This is a genomic window from Pectobacterium parmentieri, from assembly GCF_001742145.1.
Lineage (GTDB): Bacteria > Pseudomonadota > Gammaproteobacteria > Enterobacterales > Enterobacteriaceae > Pectobacterium > Pectobacterium parmentieri.
In genome coordinates this window covers 1846153-1864587 of the sequence record NZ_CP015749.1, presented here as the reverse complement: position 1 = coordinate 1864587, position 18435 = coordinate 1846153, and the positions used below count along the sequence as shown (strand labels likewise).

General features: G+C 50.6%; 16 protein-coding genes. 8 read left to right on the top strand and 8 right to left on the bottom strand.

Annotation, left to right across the window (positions count from 1 at the left end; all coding sequences use genetic code 11):
- The first annotated feature begins 30 nt into the window (after nucleotides 1-30).
- Nucleotides 31-648 carry a Holliday junction branch migration protein RuvA gene (ruvA, locus tag A8F97_RS08360; RefSeq protein ID WP_014699752.1) on the top strand — a complete coding sequence of 206 codons (618 nt, stop codon included), beginning with the start codon at nucleotides 31-33 and terminating at the stop codon, nucleotides 646-648.
- 7 nt (nucleotides 649-655) lie between these two features.
- Nucleotides 656-1660 (top strand): Holliday junction branch migration DNA helicase RuvB, encoded by a 1005-nt coding sequence (gene ruvB, locus A8F97_RS08355; protein ID WP_015730385.1) that lies wholly within the window; start codon nucleotides 656-658, stop codon nucleotides 1658-1660.
- A gap of 71 nt (nucleotides 1661-1731) precedes the next feature.
- Here the strand turns inward: ruvB and A8F97_RS08350 are convergent, their stop codons facing one another.
- The 3 genes from A8F97_RS08350 to A8F97_RS08340 form a co-directional block, all read right to left on the bottom strand.
- On the bottom strand, nucleotides 1732-3111 hold the full coding sequence (locus A8F97_RS08350) for a carbohydrate porin (protein ID WP_015730386.1): 1380 nt from the start codon (nucleotides 3109-3111) through the stop codon (nucleotides 1732-1734).
- A gap of 166 nt (nucleotides 3112-3277) precedes the next feature.
- Entirely contained in the window at nucleotides 3278-3583 is a 306-nt protein-coding gene (locus tag A8F97_RS08345) for a PTS lactose/cellobiose transporter subunit IIA (RefSeq protein ID WP_015730387.1), read from the bottom strand.
- 165 nt (nucleotides 3584-3748) lie between these two features.
- Complete coding sequence (locus A8F97_RS08340) at nucleotides 3749-5077, bottom strand: PTS sugar transporter subunit IIC (RefSeq protein WP_033071401.1); 1329 nt, start codon at nucleotides 5075-5077, stop codon at nucleotides 3749-3751.
- A gap of 457 nt (nucleotides 5078-5534) precedes the next feature.
- Between A8F97_RS08340 and A8F97_RS08335 the strand changes: the two genes are divergently transcribed.
- Entirely contained in the window at nucleotides 5535-6494 is a 960-nt protein-coding gene (locus tag A8F97_RS08335) for a LacI family DNA-binding transcriptional regulator (RefSeq protein ID WP_025919009.1), read from the top strand.
- An 86-nt stretch (nucleotides 6495-6580) separates the two neighbouring features.
- Here the strand turns inward: A8F97_RS08335 and znuB are convergent, their stop codons facing one another.
- Nucleotides 6581-7366: a zinc ABC transporter permease subunit ZnuB gene (gene znuB, locus A8F97_RS08330; RefSeq protein WP_033071402.1), complete on the bottom strand. Its 786-nt coding sequence runs from the start codon at nucleotides 7364-7366 to the stop codon at nucleotides 6581-6583.
- Nucleotides 7363-8121, bottom strand: coding sequence for a zinc ABC transporter ATP-binding protein ZnuC (gene znuC, locus A8F97_RS08325; RefSeq protein WP_033072013.1), 759 nt, complete (start codon nucleotides 8119-8121; stop codon nucleotides 7363-7365). The genes znuB and znuC overlap by 4 nt, the downstream gene beginning before the upstream one ends.
- A gap of 76 nt (nucleotides 8122-8197) precedes the next feature.
- On the opposite strand from znuC, the gene znuA reads away from it, so the two are divergent.
- The 3 genes from znuA (at nucleotide 8198) to lpxM (ending at nucleotide 11781) form a co-directional block, all read left to right on the top strand.
- On the top strand, nucleotides 8198-9217 hold the full coding sequence (gene znuA / locus A8F97_RS08320; RefSeq protein WP_014699760.1) for a zinc ABC transporter substrate-binding protein ZnuA: 1020 nt from the start codon (nucleotides 8198-8200) through the stop codon (nucleotides 9215-9217).
- 12 nt (nucleotides 9218-9229) lie between these two features.
- Nucleotides 9230-10555 carry a murein DD-endopeptidase MepM gene (gene mepM, locus A8F97_RS08315; RefSeq protein ID WP_014699761.1) on the top strand — a complete coding sequence of 442 codons (1326 nt, stop codon included), beginning with the start codon at nucleotides 9230-9232 and terminating at the stop codon, nucleotides 10553-10555.
- 254 nt (nucleotides 10556-10809) lie between these two features.
- Nucleotides 10810-11781 carry a lauroyl-Kdo(2)-lipid IV(A) myristoyltransferase gene (lpxM, locus tag A8F97_RS08310; RefSeq protein WP_015730389.1) on the top strand — a complete coding sequence of 324 codons (972 nt, stop codon included), beginning with the start codon at nucleotides 10810-10812 and terminating at the stop codon, nucleotides 11779-11781.
- A gap of 114 nt (nucleotides 11782-11895) precedes the next feature.
- Here lpxM and pyk read toward each other — a convergent pair whose 3' ends face one another.
- Nucleotides 11896-13338, bottom strand: coding sequence for a pyruvate kinase (gene pyk / locus A8F97_RS08305; protein ID WP_014699763.1), 1443 nt, complete (start codon nucleotides 13336-13338; stop codon nucleotides 11896-11898).
- Between the two features lie 256 nt (nucleotides 13339-13594).
- On the bottom strand, nucleotides 13595-14467 hold the full coding sequence (locus A8F97_RS08300; protein ID WP_014699764.1) for a MurR/RpiR family transcriptional regulator: 873 nt from the start codon (nucleotides 14465-14467) through the stop codon (nucleotides 13595-13597).
- A gap of 367 nt (nucleotides 14468-14834) precedes the next feature.
- Here A8F97_RS08300 and zwf point away from each other — a divergent pair, with 367 nt between their 5' ends.
- Both zwf and A8F97_RS08290 read left to right on the top strand, forming a co-directional pair.
- On the top strand, nucleotides 14835-16310 hold the full coding sequence (gene zwf / locus A8F97_RS08295; RefSeq protein ID WP_005967769.1) for a glucose-6-phosphate dehydrogenase: 1476 nt from the start codon (nucleotides 14835-14837) through the stop codon (nucleotides 16308-16310).
- A 166-nt stretch (nucleotides 16311-16476) separates the two neighbouring features.
- Nucleotides 16477-17118 (top strand): bifunctional 4-hydroxy-2-oxoglutarate aldolase/2-dehydro-3-deoxy-phosphogluconate aldolase, encoded by a 642-nt coding sequence (locus A8F97_RS08290; protein ID WP_005967771.1) that lies wholly within the window; start codon nucleotides 16477-16479, stop codon nucleotides 17116-17118.
- A gap of 94 nt (nucleotides 17119-17212) precedes the next feature.
- Here the strand turns inward: A8F97_RS08290 and purT are convergent, their stop codons facing one another.
- Entirely contained in the window at nucleotides 17213-18391 is a 1179-nt protein-coding gene (gene purT, locus A8F97_RS08285) for a formate-dependent phosphoribosylglycinamide formyltransferase (protein WP_033071403.1), read from the bottom strand.
- Between the last annotated feature and the right edge of the window lie 44 nt (nucleotides 18392-18435).

The following is an 18435-nucleotide window of genomic DNA, read 5'->3' as shown; positions in this document are numbered from 1 at the left end:
ATTTATTCCCTATGTAAAAGGAAGCGCAACGTGATAGGTCGTCTCAGAGGCATTATTCTGGAAAAACAGCCGCCGCAGGTGCTGATAGAAGCTAATGGCGTGGGTTACGAAGTCCATATGCCGATGACGTGCTTTTACGAACTTCCTGAGCTCAATCAGGAAGCGATTATCTTTACCCAGTTTGTGGTTCGCGAAGATGCGCAACTGCTGTTCGGCTTTAATGATAAGCAGGAGAGGGCGCTGTTCCGTGAACTGATCAAAGTGAACGGCGTTGGGCCGAAACTGGCGCTGGCGATCCTCTCCGGCATGTCCGCGACGCAGTTTGTCAGCGCGGTTGAGCGTGAAGAGATCGGCGCGTTGATTAAACTCCCTGGCGTGGGTAAGAAAACGGCAGAGCGGCTGGTGGTTGAAATGAAAGATCGCTTCAAGGGCTTGAGTGGCGATCTGTTTAATCCCGTCAGCGATATCCCACTGGCGTCACCTGCGAGCGCAGACAGCCGTGTTGGCGAACCAGAAGTGGAAGCTGCCGCAGCGCTGGTGGCGCTGGGCTATAAACCACAGGAAGCTAGCCGTATGATTTCCAAGATCGCGCGCCCTGATGCTGACTGCGAAACCCTGATCAGGGATGCACTGCGCGCGGCGCTGTGAGGTATTCATGATAGAAGCCGATCGTTTAATTTCCGCTGACGCTATTCCCGAAGAAGAGTTTCTCGACCGCGCGATGCGGCCTAAGCTGCTGAAAGAGTATGTGGGCCAGCCGCAGGTGCGTGAGCAGATGGAAATTTTCATTCAAGCCGCCCGCAAACGGGGAGATGCGCTGGATCATCTGCTGATTTTTGGCCCCCCCGGCCTAGGTAAAACGACGTTGGCGAATATTGTCGCCAATGAGATGGGCGTGAATATGCGAACAACGTCTGGTCCGGTGTTGGAAAAAGCTGGCGACCTTGCTGCGCTGTTGACCAATCTCGAACCGCATGATGTCTTGTTCATCGATGAAATCCATCGCCTGTCACCCGTGGTGGAAGAAGTGTTGTATCCAGCGATGGAAGATTATCAGTTGGATATCATGATCGGTGAAGGGCCGGCGGCACGTTCAATTAAACTCGATTTACCCCCTTTCACGCTGATTGGCGCGACGACGCGTGCGGGGTCGTTAACCTCGCCGCTGCGCGATCGCTTTGGTATTGTGCAGCGTCTGGAATTTTATAATGTGGCGGATTTACAGTACATTGTTGGCCGCAGCGCACAGTGCCTGGGGCTGGATCTGACGCCGGAGGGTTCCCTTGAAGTGGCCCGCCGTGCGCGTGGTACGCCGCGCATTGCTAACCGGCTGTTGCGCCGGGTCCGCGATTTCTCCGAGGTGAAATCGGAAGGCGCGATTACCGGAGACGTGGCGACGCAGGCGCTGGATATGCTGGCGGTGGATACCGAAGGTTTTGACTACATGGACCGTAAGCTGCTGTTGGCAATCATCGATAAATTCATGGGTGGCCCGGTCGGGCTGGACAACTTAGCCGCAGCGATTGGCGAAGAGCGCGAAACTATTGAAGATGTACTGGAACCGTTTTTGATTCAGCAAGGGTTCATTCAGCGCACGCCGCGTGGTCGAATGGCGACGCAGCATGCCTATCGGCATTTTGGCTTAACGCGCGAAGAATAGTATTGTCTGAGCGTATTTTTCCTCATCGTCCACATTCAAGGAGACCATACGGTCTCCTTGAATGTATCTGATTAGAACCAGGCTTCCCACATTGCCCCAACGTTAAACGAATCGAGCTGTGTGTTGACGCCGGTTGTGGTCCGCGCGGTGTGTTTGTTATCCACTTCTCCACCAGTCACATAGAAACGCAGCATCGGTCTGAACTCTGGCCCCATGGCGATCGAGACATTCTGGGAAAGCGTCAGTTTCCACCCTTTGTTATCACCTCCTTGGCCGTAATCTACATGCTGGTAACCCGCTTCAAGCCACGTAGAATGCACATCGTTCCAGAAATACATCGGGCGAACGATGGCATTGTAGTTACGACGGTCGTCCTGACTCGCGGAGTCGTTCGAGTAGTCGTGGTAGGCCAGCAGATATTCGACCTGCGTTTGCGGCGTGAATTTGTATTTACCCTCAAAGCTGGCATAGAAGGTTTTCAGGTTATCTGTTTTGTTGTAAACGCTGTTGTCCGCATTATTCGAATAGCGAGTAATAAACTGATTGAGGCTATTTTTTCCTGTGTGGCTCAGGACGGCACCGCCTTGCCAGGCTTTCAGGCGTGCATCGCTATCCACTGCTTTCGAATCAAAGCCGTAGTTAGCGTACAGCGCCAGATCCAACGGCCCCAGCTTGATGCCGTGTACTTTGGAAGTCAGTGCATAATTACCTTTATCGCCCGTACCGGAGCCACCGGTACAACTGATGCGTGAGGGGTTCGCATTATTGGCTAACACTTGAGGATTGCAGGACTCTACGGCACCGACGGCCGCTACATCAAATTGAATACCGCCGAGTTCAAAATTCTTTATCCCTGCTCCCTGACCGTCATGGTTCATCCAGAAATAGTCGTTGATACCTTGCTGTGGACGCTGATGGAAATCACGTCCTGCCCAGAGGTAGGCATTTGGCTGAGAGGCGAAAAGGTTGGTGACGCCCGCATAGGCCTTCTTCAGGTTAACCTCGTCGCCCCAGTGGTCGATCATCACAACGACATCCCAGATTGCACCATTGTCACTCTTGAATGCCTTGGAAAGCTGAAATTCACCGCCGTTGCCTTCGTTGCCTAGACGACCCAGTGCGGAACCACCGTTGTAGGAACCGTCCACCGCAACGTATTTTTGGTCACCGCTCTGGAATTGTGCGCCGTAACGCGCATAGCCTGTGAATTCGACGCCATAAGGTATTGCCATGTCAGGGGTTTTGGGAGCCTCAGGTGTTGTCAGAGGATCGACCTGTTTGCTGGCTATCGCGTCTAGCTTGGCCTGACGCTCTGCCAGCGCTTTTTCCACTGCTTGAGCAACGATACGATCTAATTGTTCCTGAGTAATGATCTCTTGTGCGAGTGCGGAACCGGAGCAAAGGGCGGCCAGCACCGCCAGCGTAACTGGAAGTTTTTTGCAATTTGTCATAATCATCTCAATTCGGTAAGTTATTTCAGACAATAACCATCCCGCTCTGATTGGCGCAATAATAATACGACGTTCAGAACAAGGTGGTTGTTATTTTTTAATAGCATGACGTAATTAAATAACTGACGTAATCGCTCCTCCCTTTAAGAGGCATTTATTATTTGCATTAGTGTCGTTGATAAAGATGAATAATTTCTTCTGATAATTCGCGGGCAAGTAGCGATGTCATTAAATGATCTTGAGCATGAACCATAATTAATGTCATCGGCTGCCTGGCTTCCCCTGCATCCTGCTCGATCAACTGAGTCTGCATATGGTGCGCTTTACGCGCATAGCCGTCGGCTTCCTTCAACAAATCTTTAGCTTCATCAATGTTGCCTTTTCGCGCAGCGTGTAGTGCCTCAAAACACAAACTGCGCGACTGCCCGGCATTGACGATAATTTCCATTACTGCATCTTCTAATGTAATCATCATAGGACCTATTTTTAGATGAACGAATATTATCGGTAATAATTACCTTTCCTATCTCGCATTTTTTAATGTTATTCAGGGCAACGAAAAATATCGTAAAATATGTCACCCCTAACCCTTTACCTTCTGTTAGTTAACGCGGTTATCTGTTTTTATTTATCATCATTAATGACTATTCACTGTTTTTTCCAGCGACAAATCGTTCTGTATTTTTTGTTCCTCAGTTTTCATCAACGTCCGTTCATAGGCGCGCAGGAACGGTAAATACATCAGCGCGGAAAACACCATGCACAGCAGGCACATGATCAGCGGGCTGAAACTCCAGTTTGCGGCCCACGATGCGCCAATGGGAGCCGGTGTCGTCCACGGCGTGAGTGATACGACCTGTGCCAGCCAACCCATTTTGGTTGCCGTGTACGCCAGCACAGCATTGATCATGGGGACAAAGACAAAAGGGATAAACAGCATCGGGTTCATGATGATGGGCGCACCGAACATGATCGGTTCGTTGATGTTAAAGAAGCTCGGCACAACGCCCATTCTGCCGATGGTGCGCAACTGCATGACCTTGCTGCGTAATAGTAGAAATGCCAAGGGCAGCGTTGAGCCGACGCCACCAATTAACAGATAGTGATCCCAAAATCCCTGTAGATAGATATGTGGCAGTACTTCACCTGCCGCCAGCGCAGCCTGATTCGCGGCTAGGTTAGTCATCCAGAATGGATTCATGATGCCAGTGACAATCAGCGAACCGTGGATACCCGAAAACCAGAAAAGCTGGCACAGCAGCACAGACAGCAGAATGGCAGGCAGGGAGTCTGAGGCAGAAACCAGCGGTGCCAGCAGGTGCATAATGGCTTCGGGAATGATCATCCCCGTTTGCGCCTCAACGAAGAGATTGAGCGGGTGCAGCGTGGCGACAATCACTAACACGGGAATGAGAATTTCAAATGAGCGGGCGACCCCCGTTGGCACCTCTTTCGGCAGGCGGATCGTAATATTGTGCTGTTTCAGCGCGGCATAAACACGCGTAGCGTAGATCGATGTGAGTAAGGCGGTGAAAATCCCTTGTCCTGACAGATACTCAGTAGAAATTTTGTCGTCGGCGTAAGGGGCAGCGACGAGCAGGAAAGCCATAAATGCTAACAGGCCAGACATCACGGAATCGAGTTGAAACTGTCGCCCCAGGCTGGCCCCCACGCCCACGGAGATAAAAAATGTCATTACGCCCATGCTCAATTCAAAAGGCAGCATCAATTGTTCACGATAGGTGATAGAAAAGTCCAGCCAGGCGCGTGCAAATCCGACGGTGGTATTGGTGGAGAAGGGGGGAAAAATAAACACCAACATAAACGAGCCGATGATCATAAAGGGGAGTGCGGCGGTGAAACCATCGCGGATAGCGATCACATACTTTTGTTGCCCTAAACGCCCAGCCAGCGGGGTAATCGATTGTTCGATAGCGGCAATCATTGATTGATATAAGGAACTCATATGAACACCTTTTTATGTATCGCCGCGATGGCGATAGATCATCATCAAGTACGTTATCGCTACATTACATCGAGTAACCCATTGTATTAACAGGCCGGATGGAAATGTCGCGTGTGGCAACCTTTTATGAACATAGACTTATACCGTTATATTCCTTCCGCAACGGATCGCATTTTTCGCTAAGCAGAATGTAAAAAGTTATTGCCGGGATGATTGGATATCATATGGAAACCGTTTTCCATGCAAAGAAAAGAGAACTGTGATGCCCGTCAATGTGTGAGGGTTTCCGGCGGTATTAATTAGATTTACATCACATCTTAGTGGATGAAATGTCTATTGGCTGTTAAATGGATAATCGGTTTCCATGCTGAATGGAAACGGTTATACTGCAAGGCAATATAATTTAGGGTCAGTGCACAGATTTCGAGTCAGGTTTAGCGTTCTCCAGGGGCAAATGATGTCTACAATCAACGATGTATCGCGTTTAGCTGGGGTGTCCAAAGCCACAGTCTCCCGGGTGTTGAGTGGTTCACGCGGTGTAAAGGAAGCCAGCCGCCTTGCAGTGTTAAAAGCGGTTGATGAGCTTAAATATCGGCCAAACGTTATCGCTCAATCGCTGTTAAGCCAGTCAACTGGATGTATCGGCGTCATTTGCGCGCAGGACAACATCAACCAGACGACTGGCTATCTCTATGCGTTGGAAAAACACTTTAGTCGGCACCAAAAGCATCTCTTGTTGCGGTTTGCTAGCAGTAGGGCAGAAGTGTTGAGTGTGCTGGATGAACTGACTAGCGGCTTGTGTGATGACATTTTAATCATCGGCGCACGCTTTCCGCTGAATCTGGCCGATAAGAACATTATTCTGATCGACTGCATGGAGGCTGATACTCCGAACAGCCTGCAATTCGATCATGCTTTTGCCACAGAAACGGCGTGTAATTATCTGATTCGCCAAGGGAGACGGCAGATAGCGCTGATTAATCCAGCCGCCAGTAGTTCGGCGGAACAGGTGTTGTTAGGGTACAAGCGAGCGCTAGAAAATAACTTTTTGCCGTTTAACCGCAACCTGATTTTTATGGATGCCTCTTCGTCGTCGTCGGTAGCGCTGCAAGTATTGCTCAATAACAGCACGACGCTGAATTTCAATGCATTGCTTGTGGCGGATGAACAGGAAGCCAAGCGTGTTATTACGCAGCTTCAGGCGTTTAATAAATCTGTGCCAAAAGACATTATGGTATTCAGCCTTGCCGGTTCTCTCGATATTCCGGGTATTCCAGCGATACCGGCAATTGAATATTCGATGGATGCGGTGGCCGCCAGAATTGTGTCCTGGCTCAATGAAAAAACGCAGGATGTACTGGGTTCGTATGTCTTACGGGGCGATTTAATCATTCCAGATATGGCTAGCCGGAAATAGAAACCGGTCACGTAGCCTTCAAAATATAAAGCCCTTCTGAATATCTGCTTCAGAAGGGCTTTTTCTTTTTAGCTTTTTATTTCTGACTAGGCGGGTTGTGGCTTAAGCAGGCTGACGATAAACAGCAGTGAGGCGCACAGCACCACTGACGGCCCGGCGGGCGTATTGTAGCCGGCTGAGAAGGCCAACCCGCCCGTCACGGCAATCATGCCAACAATAATAGCGATGCTTGCCATTTGTTCCGGCGTCCGTGCAAAACGTCTGGCACTGGCCGCGGGAATAATCAGCAGTGACGTAATGATCAGCGCACCAACAAATTTCATGGCAATGCCGATGGTTAATGCGGTAGTCAGCATGAGAAGCAGTTTGGTGCGCTGGAGTTTCACACCATCGACGTGTGCCAGTTCCGGGCTAATCGTCATGGAAAGCAGAGCGCGCCATTGCCAACGCATGACAGCGACAACGACGATCACGCCGGCGCTGATAACCCACACATCCTCTGTGGTGACGGAGAGTAAATCGCCAAACAGGTAGGCCATCAGGTCCACGCGGACATTGTTCATCAGGCTAACGACAACTAATCCAAGCGAAAGCGCGCTGTGTGCCATGATGCCGAGTAAGGTATCGACAGCCAGATAGGGACGCCGTTCCAGCCAGACCAACCCGAGTGCCAGGATGAGCGTCACCGCAATGACGGCAGAGAAAAGGTTGATGTTCAGCAGCAGGCCAAATGCGACGCCGAGCAAGGAAGCGTGCGCCAGCGTATCGCCAAAGTAAGACATGCGCCGCCAGACGACGAACGAGCCGAGCGGGCCTGCGGCTATAGCCAGCAAAATTCCCGCCAGCCAACCGGGAAACAGCAGTTCTATCATGCGTCGTTTCCACCTTGTCTTTTTAGAATTATACGCCCTTGCAGGTCATGGCGATGATTATGATGATGACGGTAAATAGCCAATTGCTCGGTGCCGCGGTGACCAAACATGGCTAAAAATTCGGGATGGAGGGAAACCACTTCGGGCGTACCAGAGCAGCAAACATGTTGATTAAGGCAGAGAACTTCATCGGTTTTTGCCATCACCAAATGCAGATCGTGCGACACCATCAGTACGCCGCAGTGGAATTCCTGCCGTAGCTGATTAATCAAGTCGTACAGCGCCAGTTGCCCATTGACGTCGACACCTTGTGTCGGCTCATCCAGAACCAGAAGTTGGGGCTGGTTGAGCAGTGCGCGCGCGAGCAGGACGCGTTGGGTTTCGCCACCGGAGAGCTTCTGCATCGGTTGTTCCAGCAGATGCGCAGCCTGCACTCGCTTAAGGGCGGGTAAAATATCCTGCTTTTTCACGCCGGGGCGTAGTTGCATAAAGCGGCTGACCGTCAAGGGCAGGGTAGTATCCAGATGCAGCTTCTGCGGAACGTAACCGATACGCAGTGCAGGATCGCGTACCAGCGAACCAGCGGTGGGGGAAAGCAGCCCCAGGACCACGCGTACTAACGTCGATTTTCCTGCGCCATTCGGCCCAAGCAGCGTCAGAATTCGACCTTCCTGCAAGGTCAGAGAGATATCTGACAGGACCTTTCGGCTGCCAAATGTTACTGAAATATTATTAAGTGATACCAATGTAGACATATAATTCGGTTTGCATAACCCATGTAACGTTATAATATAACAAACAACACAATAAAAATCGACAGGATCGACTTTCATGCAGCAATCAATTCAACAGAAAAAATATATTCAGCAAAAAAAATGGTTAAAAAGTGTGTTTGTTGCCAGCGCGCTACTCGCAAGTGGGATGTCAATTAGCGCGGCATCCGCTGCGGTTATTACATCAATTCGCCCTTTGGGATTCATTGCGTCGGCCATTGCCGATGGCGTGACGCCAACTGAGGTTCTGTTACCTGATGGCGCGTCGCCCCACGATTATGCCTTGCGCCCGTCTGATGTCCAGCGTTTACAGTCCGCTGACTTGGTGATTTGGGTCGGGCCGGAAATGGAAGCCTTCCTTGGGAAACCGTTGGCGAAAATTTCTCCAGAAAAGCAGATCGCGCTTTCCGCGCTGCCAGTCATTAAATCTGAGCTGGAAAAAGAGGCCGGACACGATCATGAAGATGACCATGAATTGGCACATGATGAGCATGAAAAAGGTCACGAGCACAGCCATGCTGCCCATGATGACGGCGACGATGGCCACCATCATGGTGAGTACAATATGCACATTTGGCTCTCGCCAGAGATGACAAAACAGGCGGCAATCGCCATTCATGCAAAATTATTGGAACTTATGCCTCAGAATAAGGACAAACTAGACGCGAATCTGCTTTATTTCACGGATAAAATTGCACAAGCAGATGAAAAAATTGTTAAGATGCTAGCGCCTGTGCAGGGTAAAGGCTATTTCGTGTTTCATGATGCCTATGGTTATTTTGAGAAACACTACGGGTTAAGTCCTCTGGGTTACTTCACGATTAACCCCGAAATCCAACCCGGTGCACAGCGTTTACATCAAATACGAACACAGTTGGTTGAGCATAAAGCCGTATGCGTTTTTGCTGAACCACAATTCAGGCCAGCCGTTATTAATGCTGTTGCCAAGGGAACCGACGTGCGCTCGGGTGTGCTCGATCCATTGGGAAGCAATATTGCACTGGGTAGAGATAGTTATGCCGATTTCTTATTGCAGCTATCGAACCAGTATGTGAGCTGTCTGGAGGGAAAATTATGAGGATACGAATAAGTGCAGCAGATAGTCCGAACTATCGCTCTGGCGTATAACAGTTTACCTCGGCCCCATCGCGTCATGCTGGGGTCGCTCACCGTTGTAACATTGGCCGTTGCTGTTTGGCGGCCTTTTGTTTATCCCCACGTCGATGACGCACCGGTCATTGTTAAAGATATCGACTTGGAAACCAGCCAACTGCGTACTCTGACGCCTGAAGCCAGTGAACCGATAGACCAACCCTCTCCGGATGATGACATCCCACAAGATGAGCTTGATGAGGATAAAAGTGCTGATGAAGGCGGCGTACATGAGTACGTGGTCTCGACGGGTGATACCTTAAGCAGCATTTTGACGCAGTACGGCATTGATATTGCTGATGTCACCCAACTCGCGGAACAGAACAAAGATTTGCGGAACCTGAAGATTGGTCAGCAAATATCGTGGGCTCTGAGTGAAAACGGCGACCTGCAAAGCTTGACCTGGCAGATGTCCCGTCGTGAAACGCGCATTTATGAGCGCGTAGGGACGAATTTCAAAGAGCGTATTGAGACGCTGAAAGGCGAATGGCGTAACAGCGTACTGAATGGCCGGGTAAGCGGCAGTTTTGTTAGCAGCGCAAAAAACGCTGGTTTGACGAGTGCTGAAGTGCGTGAAGTCATCAAGGCGCTGCAATGGCAACTGGATTTCCGTAAATTACGTAAAGACGATACCTTCTCTGTGCTGATGTCTCGCGAAATGCTCGATGGTAAAAGTGAGCAGAGTGAGCTGGTCGGTGTACGTCTGAATACCGGTGGCAAAGACTATTACGCCATTCGTGCCGAAGACGGTAAATTCTACGATCGCGAAGGTTCCGGTTTGACACGCGGTTTTATGCGTTTCCCGACCATGAAACAATTCCGTGTTTCCTCCAACTTCAATCCACGTCGCTTGAACCCGGTGACGGGGCGTGTCGCACCGCATAAAGGTGTCGATTTTGCTATGCCGGTCGGTTCTCCGGTTTTGGCCGTTGGGGATGGTGAAGTGGTGATTGCGAAACGTAGTGGTGCGGCAGGTAACTATGTCGTGATTCGTCATGGCCGTCAGTATACGACACGATTTATGCACCTAAATCGCATATTGGTTAAACCGGGGCAGAAAGTGAAACGTGGCGATCGTATCGGATTGTCTGGTAACACCGGTCGCTCAACGGGTCCGCATCTGCACTATGAACTTTGGGTCAACCAGCAGGCAGTCAACCCGTTAACGGCGCAACTGCCGCGTTCTGAAGGTCTGGCGGGTAAAGAGCGTCGTGATTATCTGGCGCAGGTGAAGGACGTGGTGCCGCAGCTTAAGTTTGATTAACGATATCCGTTATACTTCAAGCCGCTTGTGCGTTGTTCAAAACGCTAACGTTTTGCCATGTACTTGAATGATTTAGGATAGATACTGACTGCATGTTATGCCGGTGGCTTGCTGCCGGCATTTTCATTTATAGAGCACGGGTTCCTGATTGTTTATTATCGAGCAGGCGTATTTTTGCATCATTGTCGTGAGTGTTGATAAACGCTGAGCGGCCATTATGATTATGTTTATTGATTGATCTGAAGAGTTTAGGCATGGAAAAAGAAAAAAAATCGAACGCTGAATTTGTTCCCCAGTTTCAACGCGCCTTTTTTCATCCGCGCTATTGGGGCGTTTGGTTAGGTGTTGGTGTGATGGCACTCGCGGCCTATATTCCCGCACGGTTAAGAAATCCGGTGCTGGGCGGGTTAGGGCGTTTTGTCGGGAGAATATCAAAAGGTGCCCGCCGCCGTGCTCGCATCAATCTGCTGTATTGCATGCCGGAGTTAACGGAAGAACAGCGTGAAACCATCATCGATGACATGTTTGCGACGGCACCTCAGTCGATGATCATGATGGTGGAAGTGGGGATTCGTAATCCGAAGAAAATAGAGAAGTATGTGCGCTGGCACGGTGAAGACATTTTGGACCGTATCAAAGCACAAGAGAAAAATGTGATCTTTCTGGTTCCGCATGGATGGGGTGTTGATATCCCAGCGATGCTGTTGACCTCGCGCGGTCAGCGTATGGCGGCGATGTTCCACAACCAGAAGAATGCACTGGTAGATTATTGGTGGAATCGGTTACGTCGCCGCTTTGGGGGGCGCATCCATGCTCGTAATGACGGTATTAAACCGTTTATCAGCTCTGTGCGCTCCGGGTGCTGGGGGTATTACCTACCCGATCAGGATCACGGCCCTGAACATAGCGAATTTGTTGATTTCTTTGCGACCTATAAGGCAACGCTGCCCGCTGTTGGGCGGCTGATGAAAGTGTGTCGTGCTGATATTGTGCCGCTGTTCCCGGTATATAACGCCAAAGACGGTTGTCTGGATGTGTTTATTCGTCCGCCGATGGTTGATTTGGCGCAAGCGGATGATGCTTACATTGCACGGCGCATGAATGAAGAAGTCGAAATTCTGGTCAGGCCGAACCCTGAGCAGTACACCTGGATTCTGAAGTTGCTAAAAACCCGTAAGCCGGGAGAAATTGAGCCGTATTGTCGGGATGATTTGTACCGTAATTAATTGCGGGATGAATAGCGGGTAGCCGCCTATTAATAAAAAGCCGGACGAGAAATCGTCCGGCTTTTTACTTGAATGAACCGTCCACCACTGCGTAGCGGATCGGTCATGTAATGATTATTCTACGCGCAGGATGCGAATCGTGTTGGTTGTGCCTACCGTACCCATAATGTCGCCCTGTGTAACGATGACCAGATCCCCAGACATTAAGAACCCTTTATCACGCAGTCGGATCACCGCGTCATTGGCCGCAGCAACGCCATCTGTGTAGCTATCGAAATGCACAGGGGTGACGCCGCGATACAGTGCGGTCAGGTTCAGCGTGTGCTCGTGGCGAGACATGGCAAAAATGGGCAAACCGGAACTGATACGGGACATCATCAGCGCAGTGCGGCCAGATTCCGTCATGGCAATCAGCGCGGTGACCCCTTTCAGGTGGTTGGCCGCGTACATGGAAGACATCGCAATGGATTCTTCTGTGTTATCAAACTGCACGTCAAGGCGGTGTTTGGATACGTTGATGCTTGGGATTTTCTCCGCGCCTAAACACACTTTCGCCATGGCGGCGACGGTTTCAGCCGGATATTGACCCGCTGCGGTTTCTGCTGACAGCATTACCGCATCGGTGCCGTCAAGCACGGCGTTGGCGACATCCATCACCTCGGCGCGCGTTGGCATCGGGTTGGTGATCATCGATTCCATCATCTGCGTAGCGGTAATAACCGCACGGTTCAACTGACGGGCGCGACGAATCAACTTCTTCTGAATCCCCACTAATTCTGGATCGCCGATTTCAACGCCGAGATCGCCCCTCGCGACCATCACCACGTCGGAGGCCAGAATAATGTCATCCATTGCGGCATCTGAACAGACGGCTTCAGCACGCTCAACTTTTGATACAATCTTGGCGTTACAGCCAGCATCACGTGCGAGTCGGCGTGCGTAGTTGAGGTCTTCACCGGTACGTGGGAAAGAGACAGCCAGGTAGTCGACGCCAATTTTTGCGGCAGTAATAATGTCGGCTTTATCTTTTTCTGTCAGGGCTTCGGCAGATAAACCGCCACCAAGTTTATTGATGCCCTTGTTGTTAGACAGCGGCCCACCAACGGTGACTTCGGTATAAACTTTCAGGCCTTCAACCTGAAGGACTTTCAATTGTACCCGACCATCGTCCAATAGCAGGATATCGCCTGGCACTACGTCGCTGGGTAAGCCTTTGTAATCGATCCCGACTTTTTCTTTATCGCCTTCGCCTTTCGCTAAATTGGCATCCAGTAAGAATTTGTCGCCGATATTCAGAAAGATTTTACCTTCTTTAAAGGTAGAAACTCGGATTTTTGGACCCTGTAGATCGCCAAGAATGGCAACATGGCGGCCTAATTTTGCCGCAATTTCACGAACTTTGTTGGCACGTAATTGATGGTCTTCTGCTGTGCCGTGAGAAAAATTCATGCGTACTACGTTAGCGCCCGCATTGATAATTTTTTCGAGATTATTATCACGGTCGGTAGCGGGCCCCAGGGTGGTGACAATCTTGGTTCTTCTGAGCCGTCTGGACATGTATAACTCCGTTCACTTGTGAAGCTGTCGTGTTGCGATTAAGCGTCGAATAACGGTGCAAAATGTCACTTTACAACAAAAACTATTTCATCTGCGTTATCCGAACATCGTGTTGAGTCTGATTATCATACTGTACAGGTAATCCTTGTCATCTTTCCATGGCCGTAGTCTCTGGCCACATCGAGATGAGGCAAGTAGATGATACCGCTCATTTCTCATGGATATAACTAAAAACAAAGCACAATCTAAAACTTACCTATCCCCTAAAGGGATTAATCAACCGTTCGTCTTTATCAAAGCGCGATTCGCGCAAGGCCTCTTTGACCCGTTTCAGGTTATCACGAAATTTTTCTCCGCGGCGTAAAGTAAATCCCGTCGCCAGCACGTCAATCAGCGTTAACTGAGCGATGCGGGACACCATCGGCATATAGACATCAGTATCTTCAGGCACGTCAAGCCGCAGCGCTAATGAAGCTTCACGCGCCAGCGGTGTGCCGTCCGAAGTGATGGCGATCACGGTCGCATCATTCTCACGTGCCAACTGTGCCATTTCGACCAGACTTTTGGTTCTGCCAGTATGGGAGATCAATACCACGACGTCGCCGTCGCTGGAATTCATGCAGCTCATGCGCTGCATCACTATGTCATCGAAATAAACGACGGGGATATTGAAGCGGAAAAATTTGTTCATCGCATCGTGTGCAACAGCGGCGGAAGCACCCAGGCCAAAAAAGGAAATTTTCTTCGCCTGCGTGAGCAAATCCACCGCGCGGTTGACGGCGGCGACATCCAGACTGGACTTCACCTGCTCTAAGCCCGCCATCGCGGATTCAAATATTTTACTGGTGTAGGCGTCAACGCTGTCATCCTCTTCAACGTTACGGTTCACATACGGTGTTCCATTTGCCAGACTTTGCGCTAGATGTAGTTTAAAATCGGGAAACCCCTTAGTTTCAAGGCGACGGCAGAAACGATTGACCGTTGGCTCGCTGACGTCGGCCATTTTGGCTAGGGTTGCGATGCTGGAGTGAATGGCCGTCTGCGGAGTGCTCAGGATCGCTTCAGCCACTTTTCTTTCTGATTTGCTTAAGAGGTCTAGATGACTTTGGATTTTTTCCAGCATATTCATACGACAAGGGCCATGTAAGTTTTTTCCAATTTCAACTAAAGGTGCAACTGGCATGCATTACGTGAAAATATACTACGACCCTGTGGTGGTTGGCAGCGGGCAACATGCTAAGTTGGGGTCTTTTTTTACCAGAACATGACATGTGTCTAACTTTCAGAAAAGTAATCGACTGTCAGAAACGACGAAAAATTTCGCTTTAGGGCGAATCGATAAGTGATTCCAGCTACTGCACAGACCGATTTATGCGTGGTTTTCAGTCAATAGCGCCCATTATTTGGCATTTTTATGATGGGTTTACTGGCTGTAGTCAAAAAGAGTACATTATGGCTGTAATAAAATTACAGCATCCTGCAACGAGGAGATGAACATGGCGGTAACTTCAACAGCCCAAGCGTGCGATCTGGTTATTTTCGGTGCCAAGGGCGATCTGGCACGCCGTAAATTGCTGCCGTCCCTGTACCAGTTGGAAAAAGCAGGGCACATCCATGCGGACACCAAGATTATCGGGGTGGGCCGTGCGGATTGGGATAAAGCGGAGTATACCCGCGTCGTGCGCGAAGCGCTTGACACCTTTATGAAAGAAGCCATCGACGATAAGTTGTGGGAAACGCTAAGCGGTCGGTTGGATTTCTGCAATCTCGATGTGGAAGACACAAAAGCCTTCAACAAACTGGGCAAGATGCTTGATCAGAAAAATCGTACCACCATCAACTACTTTGCAATGCCGCCCAGCACATTTGGTGCGATCTGCAAAGGGCTGGGAACCGCTGGGCTGAATAAAGATCCGGCGCGTGTGGTGATGGAAAAACCGTTGGGTACCGATCTGGCATCGTCGCGTGTGATTAATGATCAGGTCGCGGAATTCTTTAACGAATGTCAGGTTTACCGCATCGACCACTATCTGGGTAAAGAGACGGTTCTGAACCTGTTGGCGCTGCGTTTTGCCAATTCGTTGTTCTCCTCGAATTGGGACAACCGGACGATCGACCATGTACAGATCACGGTAGCTGAAGAAGTCGGAATTGAAGGCCGCTGGGGCTATTTTGACAAAGCCGGTCAGATGCGCGACATGATCCAAAATCATCTGTTGCAGATCCTGACGATGATTGCGATGTCACCGCCGTCTGATTTGACGACTGACCGCATCCGTGATGAAAAAGTGAAAGTGTTGCGTTCACTGCGTCGTATCGATCGGTCCAACGTGCATGAAACGACCGTGCGCGGCCAATATTCTTCTGGTTTTGTTCAGGGCCATAAAGTGCCGGGCTATCTGGAAGAAGAAGGCGCGAATAAAAGCAGCAGCACGGAAACCTTCGTCTCGATTCGTGTCGACATTGATGACTGGCGCTGGTCTGGCGTGCCGTTCTACCTGCGCACGGGTAAACGACTGCCGACAAAATGTTCGGAAGTGGTCGTGTACTTTAAAAACCCTGCGTTGAATCTGTTCCATGATTCTTACCAGCAGTTACCGCAGAACAAACTGATCATTCGCTTGCAGCCGGATGAAGGCGTTGAAATTCAGATTCTGAATAAAATTCCAGGATTAGAGCACAAGCATCGCTTGCAAACGGTGAAACTGGATCTGAGCTTCTCGGAAACCTTTAATCAGCAGCATTTGGCGGATGCCTATGAGCGTCTGCTGCTTGAAACCATGCGTGGAATTCAGGCGTTGTTCGTCCGCCGTGATGAAGTTGAGGAAGCCTGGAAGTGGGTTGATTCGATCATGGAAGCGTGGGCGATGGACAACGATGCGCCGAAGCCTTATCAGGCGGGAAGCTGGGGGCCTGTGGCGTCCGTGGCGATGATCACGCGCGATGGCCGTTCCTGGAATGAGTTCGAGTAATTTTTTGATAATACGTCAGTAGCTGGAATGTCGAGGCGTGTTGGCATTCCACGGTTTTAATGTATGGCTTACGGTGCGGTTGGCATCTGTGGCAACGCAGATCCCTGTGGCAGGGGCGCGCTATATAATTAATGATGCCTTCGGGCATGTCTGGAGATAATTTTTGATGAAAAACTGGAAGACGAGCGCGGAACAGATTTTGACAACGGGTCCCGTTGTTCCTGTGATTGTGGTCAACAAACTGGAACACGCGGTGCCGATGGCAAAAGCGTTAGTCGCGGGCGGCGTTCGCGTTCTGGAGCTGACATTGCGTACCGACTGTGCTATCGACGCGATCCGTGCGATTGCGAAAGAAGTACCAGAAGCCATCGTGGGTGCGGGTACGGTGACAAACCCTGAGCAACTGGCTGCGGTGGTTGAAGCCGGTGCGCAGTTTGCCATTAGTCCGGGCCTGACCGAGCCGCTGTTGAAAGCAGCATCGGCAGGTAATATCCCGTTGATTCCAGGTATCAGCACCGTATCTGAGCTGATGTTGGGTATGGATTACGGCTTGCGTGAGTTCAAATTCTTCCCTGCAGAAGCTAACGGCGGCGTGAAAGCGCTTCAGGCGATCGCCGGTCCATTCGCTCATATTCGTTTCTGCCCGACAGGCGGTATTACGCCGAATAACTACCGTGATTACCTGGCGCTGAAAAGCGTGCTGTGTGTTGGTGGTTCCTGGTTGGTGCCGAACGATGCGCTGGAAAGCGGTGATTACGCACGTATTACTGAATTGGCGCGTGAAGCGGTTGCTGGTGCAAAAGCTTAAGTTTGCCGGTTACTGAATGACGAAGGCCACTCACTGCGAGTGGCCTTTTTTATGCCCGGTTTTCTGTGCGTCGTCCAATCAGAAACCGTAGATATTAGCCGCTGACTTTTACGCCAGCCGCGACACGCTTGGCGATTTCAACAGCATCGTCTGTCGTTGTTGCACTGGCTAATGCAACACCCATACGGCGTTTGCCGCTGATGTCTGGTTTACCAAACAGGCGAATTTGTGTATGAGGGAGGAGCGTGCTTTCTAGACCCTGATAACACACGTTGTCGCTCTCAAGCTCAGGCAAAATTACGGCAGAAGCCGATGCACCGTACTGTCGAACCACGCCAATTGGCAGCCCAAGGAAAGCGCGAACGTGCAGGGCAAACTCGGACAGATCCTGAGAAATCATCGTCACCATGCCGGTATCGTGTGGGCGAGGAGAGACTTCACTGAAAATAACTTCATCACCGCAGACGAACAGCTCAACGCCGAACAGACCATAGCCACCGAGCGCTTTTACGACATCGCTGGCCATCTTTTGTGCGCGATCCAGTGCCAGTTCACTCATCTGCTGCGGCTGCCAGGATTCGCGATAGTCACCATCTTCTTGTCGATGGCCGATTGGTGCACAGAAATGAATGCCGTCAACCGCATGGATGGTGAGCAGGGTGATCTCAAAATCAAAATTAACCAACCCTTCAACGATGACGCGCCCGCCGCCTGCACGGCCACCCTGTTGGGCATAGCTCCATGCCTGCTCTAACTGCTCTGCGGAGCGAATCAGGCTTTGCCCTTTGCCGGATGAACTCATGACCGGCTTAACAATGCAGGGATAGCCAATTGCCTCTACTGCCTGATAAAAGCGCTCTTCGCTGTCGGCAAAACGGTAGGTGGATGTCGGAACGCCGAGTGTTTCGGCAGCCAGACGACGGATGCCTTCACGGTTCATCGTCAGGCGTGTCGCTTCAGCACAAGGGACAACGTGGTGACCCTGTTTTTCCAGCGCCACCAGCATGTCGGTAGCGATGGCTTCAATTTCCGGCACGATATAATCAGGGCGTTCGGCTTCAACCAACGCTTTTAATGCGTCGCCATCCAACATATTGATGACGTGACTACGATGTGCAATCTGCATCGCAGGGGCATCGGCATAGCGATCGACCGCAATCACTTCGATTCCCAGGCGCTGACACTCAATCGCCACTTCTTTGCCTAATTCACCGGAGCCAAGCAGCATCACTCGTGTGGCATCCGCACGCAGGGCGGTTCCAATCGTTAACATAACCTTATACCTGATCGGGTTGTGAAAAATGGCCGCAGTATAAA

What these genes read in the sequence shown, in the direction of transcription:
- ruvB (WP_015730385.1), top strand. Translation starts at nt 656, where the DNA reads ATGATAGAAGCCGATCGTTTAATTTCCGCTGACGCTATTCCCGAAGAA.
- A8F97_RS08350 (WP_015730386.1), bottom strand. Translation starts at nt 3,111, where the DNA reads ATGACAAATTGCAAAAAACTTCCAGTTACGCTGGCGGTGCTGGCCGCC.
- A8F97_RS08345 (WP_015730387.1), bottom strand. Translation starts at nt 3,583, where the DNA reads ATGATTACATTAGAAGATGCAGTAATGGAAATTATCGTCAATGCCGGG.
- A8F97_RS08340 (WP_033071401.1), bottom strand. Translation starts at nt 5,077, where the DNA reads ATGAGTTCCTTATATCAATCAATGATTGCCGCTATCGAACAATCGATT.
- A8F97_RS08335 (WP_025919009.1), top strand. Translation starts at nt 5,535, where the DNA reads ATGTCTACAATCAACGATGTATCGCGTTTAGCTGGGGTGTCCAAAGCC.
- znuB (WP_033071402.1), bottom strand. Translation starts at nt 7,366, where the DNA reads ATGATAGAACTGCTGTTTCCCGGTTGGCTGGCGGGAATTTTGCTGGCT.
- znuC (WP_033072013.1), bottom strand. Translation starts at nt 8,121, where the DNA reads ATGTCTACATTGGTATCACTTAATAATATTTCAGTAACATTTGGCAGC.
- znuA (WP_014699760.1), top strand. Translation starts at nt 8,198, where the DNA reads ATGCAGCAATCAATTCAACAGAAAAAATATATTCAGCAAAAAAAATGG.
- lpxM (WP_015730389.1), top strand. Translation starts at nt 10,810, where the DNA reads ATGGAAAAAGAAAAAAAATCGAACGCTGAATTTGTTCCCCAGTTTCAA.
- pyk (WP_014699763.1), bottom strand. Translation starts at nt 13,338, where the DNA reads ATGTCCAGACGGCTCAGAAGAACCAAGATTGTCACCACCCTGGGGCCC.
- A8F97_RS08300 (WP_014699764.1), bottom strand. Translation starts at nt 14,467, where the DNA reads ATGAATATGCTGGAAAAAATCCAAAGTCATCTAGACCTCTTAAGCAAA.
- zwf (WP_005967769.1), top strand. Translation starts at nt 14,835, where the DNA reads ATGGCGGTAACTTCAACAGCCCAAGCGTGCGATCTGGTTATTTTCGGT.
- A8F97_RS08290 (WP_005967771.1), top strand. Translation starts at nt 16,477, where the DNA reads ATGAAAAACTGGAAGACGAGCGCGGAACAGATTTTGACAACGGGTCCC.
- purT (WP_033071403.1), bottom strand. Translation starts at nt 18,391, where the DNA reads ATGTTAACGATTGGAACCGCCCTGCGTGCGGATGCCACACGAGTGATG.